The organism is Dyella sp. EPa41 (assembly GCF_016586165.1).
Taxonomy (GTDB): Bacteria; Pseudomonadota; Gammaproteobacteria; order Xanthomonadales; family Rhodanobacteraceae; genus Dyella.
The window spans coordinates 1-10008 of the sequence record NZ_BCPR01000113.1 but is presented as its reverse complement, the minus strand read 5'-3'; the positions used below and the strand labels follow the sequence as shown (position 1 = coordinate 10008).

Here is a 10008-nt window from a genome sequence, read left to right as displayed (position 1 = left end):
TATCCCCCTGTGTGCCTTGCCTGTCCCGCCTTCGCCATGATGACGAGCAAGAGGTCGCACGCCGCGCGCTCGTCAAACCTTCCCGAATGACGAACAGACAAACGACACCCCAAAAAAATGCCGCCCTCCCGGGCGGCATTCCAGACTCAGGAAAAGCGCAGCGCCATCAATACCGCAACAACGCCGACGCCCATGTAAAGCCGCCGCCGAACGCCTCCAGCAGCAGGTTCTGGCCACGCTGCACCTTGCCCGAGCGCACGGCGTAATCCAGTGCCAGCGGTACCGAGCCCGAGGAGGTGTTGGCGTGCTCCTGCACGGTCACGATGACCTGCTCCATCGGCATGTCCAGGCGCTTGGCCGTGGCTTCGATGATGCGAAGGTTGGCCTGGTGCGGAATCAGCCAGTCGATCTGCGAGGCCTCCATGCCGGCGGCCTGCAGCGTTTCGTCGACCAGCGAGTCGAGCGTCTTCACCGCGACCTTGAACACTTCGCGGCCGGACATGTTGATGCGCACGCCGTGGTTCGGTTCGTCGTCCTTGAAGCCCACGGACACGCCCACCGGGTTGTACAGCAGATGCTTGAAGCCGCCATCGGCATGCAGCAGCGTGGCGTAGATGCCGGGCTCTTCGGACGCTTCCAGCACCACCGCGCCGGCGCCGTCGCCAAACAGCACGCAGGTCTCGCGCTCGTTCCAGTCGATCATGCGGGTCAGCGTTTCGGCGCCGATCACCAGCACTTTCTTGGACTGGCCACTGCGAATGAACTTGTCGGCAATGCCCAGCGCATAGACGAAGCCCGAGCAGGCGGCGTTGACGTCAAATGCGGCACAGCCGTTCGCGCCCAGGCGGTGCTGCACGAGGCAGGCGGTGGACGGGAAAATGATGTCCGGCGTGGTGGTGCCCAGCACGATCAGGTCGAGCTCGGACGCCTTGACGCCCGCGGCCTCCAGGGCGCGCTGCGCAGCCTCGGTGGCCAGGTCGCCGGTGGTCTGGCCATCGGCAGCAATGTGGCGGCGCTGGATGCCGGTGCGGGTGCGAATCCATTCGTCACTGGTTTCGACGATCTTCTCGAGATCGGCGTTGGTCACCACGCGCTCGGGCAGCGCGCTGCCAGTGCCGGTGATGCGGGCGTAGATCTGGGCCATTAACTTTCCATACGTCAGGGGGCAACGGAGGGGCGACGCACGATGCTGCGGCCTCCATCAACCCGTCAACGTTACGTGGGTGATCGCATAAACGCAAAGCGGCGCGAAATCGCGCCGCCATGCGGAACCGTATCCCTTGCGGGAACGATCAATCCTCTTCGACCACCGCGGTGTTGGTGTCGATGACCTTCTTGCCGCGGTAGTAGCCATCCTTGGTGACGTGATGGCGCAGGTGCACTTCGCCACTGGTCGGATCGGTGGCCAGCTGCACGGACTTCAGCGCATCGTGCGAACGACGCATGCCGCGGGTGGACGGGGTCTTGCGGCTCTTGGCAACGGCCATGGCGAGTCTCCAGCTAAATCAACGTTTCTTGAGTTCGCGCAAAACCGCGAACGGGTTATCGGAACGCCCTTCGCTGGAGTTTTCCTCCGGCGCAGGACCTACTACTTCTTCAGGCAATTGGCTGTCCGGATTGACCGGAACCAGCGGCAGCGCCAACAACAATTCGTCTTCGATCACGTCCGCCAGGTTCAGCTTGCCGTCGTCGGCCACGAGCAGCGGCTCGAAGCCCGGCGGCAGCGCCGATTCCTCACGCTCCGAACGGATCAACCCAAGCTGGCTGTCCACCGTCACCGGCAGCACGAAAGGCTCCAGGGTGCGTTGACAGGTCAGCGTGAGCGGGGCCTGGACGCGAACGGCGAGGTACGCCGTACCGAACTCGTCACGACCAAAATCCAGCTCGTATTGCGCTGTTCCTTCCGTACCGGCCAAGGCCTCGCCCAGTCGCGGCAAGGCGGCAATGGGCAATACCCCCTGGAACGAACGCCGCGCCGAGACCATGCGCCAAGCGTCCACGGACTCTGGCAGTGTCACGGACATAGACGTGAAATCTTAGGATTACAACACGTTGAAGTCAACGGGTATCGGCCGCCTGGCGACCGCAAACCGCTATTTTGCCTGAATCGGCCCGGTGCGGCAGACTGCGGGCACTTCTTCTCTGCAAACCGGCCGATTCCGTGAACCCCTATCTGATGCTCGGCGTGGCGGCACTGGTGGTGCTGGCGGCCGCCCTGATCGGCGTGGCCCTGGCGTATCGGCGCCGGACCGCGCGCCGGGCCGGCAGCCTGCATCGCCTGCTGGAGCTGGCCGATCGCCTGGAAGCGGACCTGCGGACATGCCGGACCGGCCTGCAGCAGGCTCACGCGGTGATGTCGTTGAATCCCGACCTGCCCGCCAGCAGCGAGCAGGAGGCCCGCCATGCCGTGGATGCCGGGCTGCGCTCGCTGCTGCAACAACGCATCTGGATCCGCGACCAGGCCCCCCGCGCCAGCCAGCAGCAGCTGGACGAGGCCGTCGCGGCAATGAACGCTACCCGCGACAGGCTGCGCCCCCTCCTGGCAGCACTGGATCGCGCGCAACACGACCTGGACAGCGCCATGCGCGAGCATCTGCGCCGGGAACACGACGCGTGACCCTGCCGACCCTGGTGCTGGGTTCCACCTCGCGCTATCGCGCCGAATTGCTGGGCCGGCTCTATCCGGCGTTCGAGCAACGCGCCCCGGGCACCGACGAAGGCGCCCTGCCGGGCGAAACGCCTCGCGATCGCGCCCTGCGCCTGGCCATCGCCAAGGCGCGTGCGGCCGCCGAAGGCCTCGAAGACGCGCTGGTGATCGGCTCCGACCAGGTCGCCGAACTGGAGGGCCTAGTGCTGGACAAGCCCGGCACCGTGGAGCGCGCCCGCGCACAGCTCACCGCCTGCTCGGGTCGGGAAGTGCATTTCCATACGGCGCTCTGCCTGCACGATACGCGCAGCGGGCAGGACCTGGTCCATGTCGATCACACGCGGGTGCATTTCCGCAGCCTGGATGCGGGCGAGATTGCCCGCTACATCGAGCGGGAGCAGCCACTGGATTGCGCCGGCAGCTTCAAGTGCGAGGGCCTCGGCATCAGCCTGTTCGAGCGCATCGACAACGAGGACCCCAGTGCGCTCATCGGCCTGCCGCTGATCGCATTGGCGCGCTTGCTGCGCGAAGCGGGCATCACCCTGCCCTGAGCGTCCTCAGTAACGCGCCGACTCGGCGTCGTGGGCCCATTGCCAGACAGTGCAACGTTCATCCGCCGCCGGGCTCACCGGCAACGCGGAAGGTACGCGCCCCGCATAGAAGGACACGCGCCGGCGTCCGTCGTAGAGATCCAGCCTGCGCAGCGGCAGCGGCCCGGCGACGCGTCCGCAAAGCGTGCGAAGCCAGCTCGCACGGTCGTGCACCCGCAGTGCTTTTTCGTCGACGACGAGCAGCATCGGCGCGCCGCCATGCAAGCGCCGCAGCGCCGTTTCATCTCGTTGCCACGCCGCCAGCTGCGGGGCACGCCCGTGTTTCGCGTTGAGCGGGCTGTCCAGCACATAGACCGGCACGCTGCCGCCCAGCTGAAAATCGATTTCCGCAGCCATCATGAAGTTGTCCGCCACCACCACGCCGGGATGCTGTGCCAGCAACGCGCGAGTCGCATCACCGCTTTCGCGCCACCCCACGAATCGCGTCGGAAACGCCTTGAAACCGGCCAGCATGCCGGCGCCCTGCTCTCGCGAGGCCGCCAGGCCCAGATAAGCCAGGCCGCCCAGCTGCCCTGCCATCGCCAGGGCCACGGCGGCGGCGATCCAGCCTCGCCGCCAAGGCGCACCTTCACGCAGCAGCACGGGCAGCACCGCGAGCAGGGGCAGATAGCCAGGCAACGGCCAGTGCGCGCGAAAGCGCACGTCGTCGGCAAACAAGCCGAGCACAAAGTAGAGAACGATGAAACCCGCCGAGTACACGCCGATGACATCCCACGGCGCGCCGTCGCCACGACGCCGCCAGCATCGCCACGCCGCCCACAACAGCAGCGCGTAGAGCAGCGGCGTGCAGGCGATCGCCTGTTCCAGCGGCTGCGCCAGTGCGTCGGCGTGGAATTGCCACGGATTGCGCTCGACCACCTGGAATGTCACGCCGGCACCGCCCTGCTGCCAGTTGGAAATCGCCAGGGGAACGAGTCCGAGCCCGGCCACGCCCATCGCGAACCACAGCCCGGGACGGCGCCACTGTCCTCGTCCACGCGGCGTGATCAGCAACAGGAGCACACCCGCGAGCACCGGCATCGCGGCGCGATAGTGGGCAAGCCAGCACGCACCCAGCGCCAGGCCCAGCCAGAACCACTCCCTGAGGCGATGGCCCGCCATCGCCCGCATCAACGCCCACGCGGCGGCGGTGATGGCGACGGTGAGGGGAACATCAGGCAGGGCCATCACGCCCAGGCTGCCCGCCAGCGGGAGGACCAGGCACAACGCGCCCGCCTGCCATCCTGTCTTCTCGTCGAACTGCTCGCGGGCCAAGGCGCGCACCGAGCCAAGGCAAGGTGCTGCCCAGCACCAGGAAAGGCCAGCGCATGCCAAGCAGGCTGTGGCCGGCCACGGTTTCACCCAGGCGAATCAGCCACGCCGTCAGCGGCGGGAGATCGCTGTAGCCCCAGGCCAGATGCCGGCTTTCCTGCCAGTAGAACGCTTCATCACCGAATGGTGACAATGTCGCGGCAAGCATGAGCTTGAGCAGGAACAGCGTCACGAAACCGGCCAGGAACACGGCTCGCCAGCGCGCGAGGCCCACGGCTACACTGCCAACGTCACGCATGGTCTTGCCCTGCCTGCCCTTCCCCACTGCCAGAACCCCATGTCCGCCATTACTCCGCTGCACGATGAAACGCTGCACGCCCGACTGGAGGCCGCCATGGCCCAGGTCAATCGCGTACTGCTGGGCAAGCCGCGCCAGGTCAAACTCGCCTTCACCTGCGTGATCGCGGGTGGCCATCTGCTGCTGGAAGACGTCCCTGGCGTGGGCAAGACGACGCTGGCGCATGCGCTCGCTGCGAGCTTCGCGCTGGAATTCCAGCGCGTGCAGTTCACCAGCGACCTGCTGCCATCGGACATTATCGGGGTAAGCGTCTACGAGCGCGAAACCGCGCAGTTCCGTTTCCATCCCGGCCCGATCTTCACCGGCCTGCTGCTCGCCGACGAAATCAACCGCGCCACGCCCAAGACGCAGAGCGCATTGCTGGAAGCGATGGCCGAAGCGCAGGTCACCGTCGACGGGCAGACGCATACGCTGCCGCAACCGTTCTTCGTGGTGGCGACGCAGAACCCGCTCGATCTCGCCGGGACGTTCCCGCTGCCTGATTCGCAGCTGGACCGCTTCATGCTGCGCGTATCGCTCGATTATCCCGATGCCACGGCCGAACGCGCGCTGCTTACCGGCAGCGATCGCCGCGACCTGCTCGCGCAGCTCTCGCCACAGCTGGACAACGCGGGGCTCGCCGAACTCGCGCGTCGCGCGCAAGGCATCACCGCGAGCGGCGCCTTGCTCGACTACCTGCAGGCCCTGCTCGCAGCCAGCCGTCGCCATGCCGATATCCGCGTGGGCCTGTCGCCACGCGCGGGCCTCGCCCTGCTTGGCGCAGCGCGTGCGTGGGCGTTGCTGAGCGGTCGCTCGCACGTGCTGCCGGAAGACATCCAGGCCTTGTTCGTTCCGCTGGCCGCGCACCGCCTGGTCACCACCCGGGGCGCCAGCGGCGAAAGCCTGGCGCGCACGCTGCTGGCCGACGTCGCGGTGGATTGATGCCGGAGGCAATCCGTCGCCTCCAGGCCTGGGCCGAACGGCGCCTGCCCGCGCTCACCCGCTACAAGCGGCCCGAAAGCCTGCCCATCACGCTGCATCGCCGGCGCGTGTACATCGTGCCGACCGCGTTCGGCGTCGCCTTCACCGTGCTGTTGCTGGTGATGTTGCTGGGCGCGCTCAACTACGCCAACAACGCGGCGCTGCTGCTCACCTGCATGCTGGGTTCGGCCAGCGCCACCAGCATGCTGGTGGCGTTCCGCAGCCTGCATGGCCTTCGCCTCACGACCATCCGCCAGGGGCAGGCCATGGCAGGCGAACGCATGGTGATCCAGCTCGTGTTTGCCGCGGACGACCACGCCCACGCTTCCGTGCACGCCGATATGGACGGCCAAACGGAAACGTTCATGGCGCCCGTGCGCACCGAAACGTGGGTAGCACTGAATCTCGCCACCACCCAGCGCGGCTGGCATCCCTTGCCGCGCATCAAGCTATGGAGCAACTGGCCATTGGGCCTGTTCCACGCATGGAGCTGGATCCATCCCGACCACGCCGTACTGGTGTGGCCACGTCCCGAACTGGCCGGACCGCCACCCGTGCTCCAGGGCGAACACGACCTGCGCCGCCGCCTTCACCAGGGCGAGGACATCGCGGCGCTGCGCGACTACCGTGCCGGCGATCCGCAGCGACACATCGCATGGAAGCACAGCGCCCGCCACGAACACCTGCTGGTGAAGGATTTCGAGCAGCCCGAAGCGCGTGAGGAATGGCACCTGGATTGGCGCGCCCTGCCGCCCCTGTCGCCCGAAGCGCGCATTGCGCGATTGGCGCGATGGCTGGGCGAGGCTGAAGCGGTCGGCCGGCCCACGGCGCTATGGCTGCCTGGCGAAGATATTGCGTTGGGCCACGGGCGCAGCCATTACGTGCATTGCATGAACGCGCTGGCGCGATTGCCATGATCCGCATCGCCCTGTTTCGCCGCAGCCCGCGGGTGCCGCTCGAGGCGCGCCCGTTCGACCTGCTTTGCCTCACCGTGGCCGTGGTGCTGGCGGTGCATGCCGCCCACATGCCGATATGGCTGAGTGCGGCCTTGGCTGCCACCCTGGGCGCGCGCTGGTGGCAACGCCGTCGGTATGGCGGCCGGGCACCGGCCATGCTCAAGCTGCCGCTCGTGGCGCTGCTTTCGGGCGTGGTGATCTTCTATTACGGCAGCCTGTTCGGACGCGAGCCGGGCGCCGCGCTGGCGGTGGGGCTGCTGGTGCTGAAACTGCTGGAGTCCGAAACGGCACGCGATGCGCGCGTCGGTGCGGCGTTCTCCTGCTTCGCGCTGATGAGCGCGCTGCTGTTCGACCAGGGCATGGTCGCGACCGTGCTGGTGGCCGTGGGGCTGTTGCCGGCATTGGCCACCTTGCGCGCGCTGGAGCCGGCGCGACCGGTGCGGCCTCTCGCCCGCGAGCTGTTGCCGGCGCTGGGGCTGCTGGCCGCGTCCCTGCCGCTGGCCTTGCTGGCCTTCGTGCTGGTGCCACGCCTGAGTTCGCCGCTGTGGGGCACGCCGAATCCCGGGCAGGCGCGCACCGGCCTGAGCGAGGACATGTCGCCCGGCGATTTCACCGACCTGCTCACGGACGATCGCCCCGCGATGCGCGTGAGCTTCGAGGGCGCATTGCCTTCGCCGTCGCGGCGCTACTTTCGCGCCTATGTCATGTGGAACTACGACGGGCGGCGCTGGAGCCACCTGGGCATCGGCGGTGCGCCAGCCGAAGTCGAGCATGGCAACGGACTGACGCGCTACACCGTCAGCCTGGAGGCCAGCGGCCAGCGGGTGCTGCCGGCCCTGGACGTGCCTATCGAAGCGCCGGAGCGCGCGCTGCTGAGCGCCGATCACGAGGTGCTGCCCACGCGCCCGGTGAACGACACGCTGGTCTACACCCTGCGTTCGGCCTCGTCCTATCGCCTGGAACCACGGCTCGACGAACGCGAACGTCGCCGAGGGCTGCGGCTTCCTGCTGGCTTCAACCCGCGAACCCTGGCGCTGGCGCAGCGTTGGCGCGCCCAATTCGGCGACAACGACAGCGCCATCGTCGAGGCGGCATGGAAGCTGTTCCACGATGGCGGCTTCAGCTACACGCTCGCCCCCGCGCCCCTGGGCAGGGATGCGGTGGATGACTTCCTGTTCTCGACCCATGAGGGTTTCTGCGAACACTATTCCTCCGCATTCACCGTGCTCATGCGCGCGGCCGGCATTCCGGCACGCGTCGTCACGGGCTACCAGGGCGGTTACTGGAATGGACTTGGCAACTACCTGCTGGTCCGCCAGTCGGATGCACACGCGTGGAGCGAAGTCTGGCTGGCGGGCCAGGGCTGGCGGCGCATCGATCCCACCGCGGCCGTCCGGCCGGAGCGCATCCGCCTCGGCGCCGCCGCGGCGGCGACCGGCGATGCGGGGGGCTGGTCGCCCGGCCAATGGTGGCTCGGATGGCGCAACCATTGGGACGTGGTCAACCGCTGGTGGAACCAAGGCGTTATCGGCTTTGACACACTGCGACAGCATGGATTGCTGACGCCGTTCGGCCTGCATGACGCCGACCCGGGCATGTTGGGGTTGCTGTTGGCCGTCGGCGGGTCGTTGTTTGCGGCGCTGGGGCTCGTGTGGGCGATGTGGAAACGCTCAGCGAACGATCCGGCGCGCGCATCGATGCAGTTGCTGGAACGACGGCTGGCCTCGTTGGGCGTGGTCCGCCGTCACAGCGAAGGACCGCAGCACTTCTTCATCCGCGCGGCACGGGCTCTCCCCACCCATCGCGCGGAGCTGGAGCGTTTGATGAGGACCTATCTGGAATTGCGTTACGCCTACGACGAGCCACCGCCGGAACTGCTGAAGAACTTTCGACAGGCCGCACGGGACTTTCGACCACGTCGCATGGTCAAATGATATTGAACCGCGGGTGCGCCGCGCCCGCTATACGATGGAGAAAGCGTCATGTCCATGTACAAGCCGTTGATTCTCGCGACTGCCATCGCCACGCTGGCCGCCTGCGCAACGGTGCCGCAGCCACTGCAAGGCACGTTCACCGAGATCACATCGGTCGGCGCCCAGCAGGGCGGCGGCGGTGAAGTGCAAGTGCGCTGGGGTGGCCAGATCATCGAAACCCGGCCCGGCCCCAACGAAACCTGTTTCTATATCCTGCAGCGCCCGCTGGACGACCAGGCGCGCCCGAAGGCGGCGAGCAGCAGCAACAGCGATACGCAGGGCCGCTTCGTCGCGTGCCGCGCCGGCTTCTACGACCCCGAAGTGTTCAGCCGCGATCGCGACGTCACCGTCACCGGCGTATTGCACGGCACCATGCAGGAGAAGGTCGGCGAGTACAACTATGCGTACCCGCGTGTTGATGCCAATGTGGTCTACCTGTGGCCGGAGCGCGTGATGGTGAATTACGGGCCGGGCTGGTACGACCCGTTCTGGGGCCCGTACTGGGGTCCGTGGGGACCGTATGGCTGGGGCGGCTACGGCTATTGGGGTGGCTACTACCCCACCCGCGTGATCGTGCGGCCGGCGCCTCGCCCGATGCCGCATCACTGATCCACACGAAAACGCCGGCCCCGCGCCGGCGTTTTCTTTTGCGCGCCCGCACGGATGCGTGCGGCATGCGCGGCAACCGCGGAGGATCAGCCCGGCGGCCAATGCATCTGACGGCCCGCCAGCAGGTGCACGTGCAGGTGGAACACCGTCTGCCCGCCATGCTCGTTGCAGTTGATCACCGTGCGATAACCCTGCTCCGCCAGCCCTTCGCGCCGCGCATACGCCGCGGTGGCGAGCAGCAACTTGCCCAGCAGTTCGGCGTCGCCCGCCGTGGCCGCGTCCAGCGTGGGAATCGCCCGTTTCGGCACGAACAGCACGTGCACCGGCGCCTGCGCATTGAGGTCGCGGAACGCCAGCACGTCGTCGTCTTCATAGACGATGTCAGCGGGGATTTCGCGACGAACGATCTTGCCGAAGATGGTATCGCCCATGTCGGGACTCCTGAGGGATGCTTGGAGCTATTCAAAGACGCAGCAGCATGCCGTGCGCGCCGGGCGCCACCAGCTTGAAGCCGAATTTTTCATACAGTTCGTGCGCGGTGCCGTCGGCGATCAATCCGATCATGGCGCGCCTGGGTGCGCGTGCATGCACTTCGTCCATCAGTGCCTGCATGATCCGCCGACCCCAGCCCTGCCCTTGCCTT

Annotated in this window: 13 protein-coding genes; 6 read left to right on the top strand and 7 right to left on the bottom strand. The window is 67.2% G+C overall.

Annotated features, from left to right (window positions below):
• Nucleotides 1-166: 166 nt before the first annotated feature.
• The 3 genes from JMF82_RS20925 to JMF82_RS20915 all read right to left on the bottom strand — a co-directional run bounded on the left by JMF82_RS20925 (nucleotide 167) and on the right by JMF82_RS20915 (nucleotide 2024).
• On the bottom strand, nucleotides 167-1144 hold the full coding sequence (locus JMF82_RS20925; RefSeq protein ID WP_201316460.1) for a beta-ketoacyl-ACP synthase III: 978 nt from the start codon (nucleotides 1142-1144) through the stop codon (nucleotides 167-169).
• A 148-nt stretch (nucleotides 1145-1292) separates the two neighbouring features.
• Entirely contained in the window at nucleotides 1293-1487 is a 195-nt protein-coding gene (rpmF, locus tag JMF82_RS20920) for a 50S ribosomal protein L32 (protein WP_038616846.1), read from the bottom strand.
• A gap of 18 nt (nucleotides 1488-1505) precedes the next feature.
• Nucleotides 1506-2024, bottom strand: a complete 519-nt coding sequence (locus JMF82_RS20915) for a YceD family protein (RefSeq protein WP_201316459.1) — start codon at nucleotides 2022-2024, stop codon at nucleotides 1506-1508.
• Nucleotides 2025-2161: 137 nt separating this feature from the next.
• On the opposite strand from JMF82_RS20915, the gene JMF82_RS20910 reads away from it, so the two are divergent.
• The gene (locus JMF82_RS20910) at nucleotides 2162-2617 is read left to right on the top strand and encodes a hypothetical protein (protein WP_201316458.1); all 456 of its coding nucleotides are present in this window, start codon (nucleotides 2162-2164) and stop codon (nucleotides 2615-2617) included.
• Complete coding sequence (locus JMF82_RS20905) at nucleotides 2614-3198, top strand: Maf family nucleotide pyrophosphatase (protein WP_201316457.1); 585 nt, start codon at nucleotides 2614-2616, stop codon at nucleotides 3196-3198. The genes JMF82_RS20910 and JMF82_RS20905 overlap by 4 nt, the downstream gene beginning before the upstream one ends.
• A 6-nt stretch (nucleotides 3199-3204) precedes the next feature.
• On the opposite strand, the gene JMF82_RS20900 is transcribed toward JMF82_RS20905, so the two are convergent.
• Complete coding sequence (locus JMF82_RS20900; RefSeq protein ID WP_236585612.1) at nucleotides 3205-4512, bottom strand: glycosyltransferase family 39 protein; 1308 nt, start codon at nucleotides 4510-4512, stop codon at nucleotides 3205-3207.
• A complete protein-coding gene (locus JMF82_RS22135) occupies nucleotides 4412-4885 on the bottom strand; it encodes a hypothetical protein (protein WP_236585611.1) in 474 nt (157 codons plus the stop codon). The genes JMF82_RS20900 and JMF82_RS22135 overlap by 101 nt, the downstream gene beginning before the upstream one ends.
• Here JMF82_RS22135 and JMF82_RS20895 point away from each other — a divergent pair.
• From JMF82_RS20895 to JMF82_RS20880, 4 genes are read left to right on the top strand one after another with little or no spacing between them, the layout of a single operon-like run.
• A complete protein-coding gene (locus JMF82_RS20895; protein WP_201316456.1) occupies nucleotides 4847-5788 on the top strand; it encodes a MoxR family ATPase in 942 nt (313 codons plus the stop codon). The genes JMF82_RS22135 and JMF82_RS20895 overlap by 39 nt on opposite strands.
• Complete coding sequence (locus tag JMF82_RS20890) at nucleotides 5788-6744, top strand: DUF58 domain-containing protein (protein WP_201316455.1); 957 nt, start codon at nucleotides 5788-5790, stop codon at nucleotides 6742-6744. The genes JMF82_RS20895 and JMF82_RS20890 overlap by 1 nt, the downstream gene beginning before the upstream one ends.
• On the top strand, nucleotides 6741-8717 hold the full coding sequence (locus JMF82_RS20885; RefSeq protein ID WP_201316454.1) for a DUF3488 and transglutaminase-like domain-containing protein: 1977 nt from the start codon (nucleotides 6741-6743) through the stop codon (nucleotides 8715-8717). Before JMF82_RS20890 ends, JMF82_RS20885 begins: the two co-directional genes overlap by 4 nt.
• A gap of 48 nt (nucleotides 8718-8765) precedes the next feature.
• Nucleotides 8766-9365, top strand: a complete 600-nt coding sequence (locus JMF82_RS20880; protein WP_201316453.1) for a Slp family lipoprotein — start codon at nucleotides 8766-8768, stop codon at nucleotides 9363-9365.
• Nucleotides 9366-9451: 86 nt separating this feature from the next.
• Here the strand turns inward: JMF82_RS20880 and JMF82_RS20875 are convergent, their stop codons facing one another.
• Both JMF82_RS20875 and JMF82_RS20870 read right to left on the bottom strand, forming a co-directional pair.
• Nucleotides 9452-9796: a histidine triad nucleotide-binding protein gene (locus JMF82_RS20875; RefSeq protein WP_201316452.1), complete on the bottom strand. Its 345-nt coding sequence runs from the start codon at nucleotides 9794-9796 to the stop codon at nucleotides 9452-9454.
• 31 nt (nucleotides 9797-9827) lie between these two features.
• On the bottom strand, nucleotides 9828-10008 hold a 181-nt coding region (locus JMF82_RS20870), incomplete at its 5' end, for a GNAT family N-acetyltransferase (RefSeq protein ID WP_201316451.1).

Bases quoted from the DNA above. Each gene is read 5' to 3' on its own strand.
- JMF82_RS20915 (WP_201316459.1), bottom strand. From the start codon at position 2,024: ATGTCCGTGACACTGCCAGAGTCCGTGGACGCTTGGCGCATGGTCTCG.
- JMF82_RS20875 (WP_201316452.1), bottom strand. From the start codon at position 9,796: ATGGGCGATACCATCTTCGGCAAGATCGTTCGTCGCGAAATCCCCGCT.
- JMF82_RS20925 (WP_201316460.1), bottom strand. From the start codon at position 1,144: ATGGCCCAGATCTACGCCCGCATCACCGGCACTGGCAGCGCGCTGCCC.
- JMF82_RS20885 (WP_201316454.1), top strand. From the start codon at position 6,741: ATGATCCGCATCGCCCTGTTTCGCCGCAGCCCGCGGGTGCCGCTCGAG.
- JMF82_RS20895 (WP_201316456.1), top strand. From the start codon at position 4,847: ATGTCCGCCATTACTCCGCTGCACGATGAAACGCTGCACGCCCGACTG.
- JMF82_RS20890 (WP_201316455.1), top strand. From the start codon at position 5,788: ATGCCGGAGGCAATCCGTCGCCTCCAGGCCTGGGCCGAACGGCGCCTG.
- JMF82_RS20880 (WP_201316453.1), top strand. From the start codon at position 8,766: ATGTCCATGTACAAGCCGTTGATTCTCGCGACTGCCATCGCCACGCTG.
- rpmF (WP_038616846.1), bottom strand. From the start codon at position 1,487: ATGGCCGTTGCCAAGAGCCGCAAGACCCCGTCCACCCGCGGCATGCGT.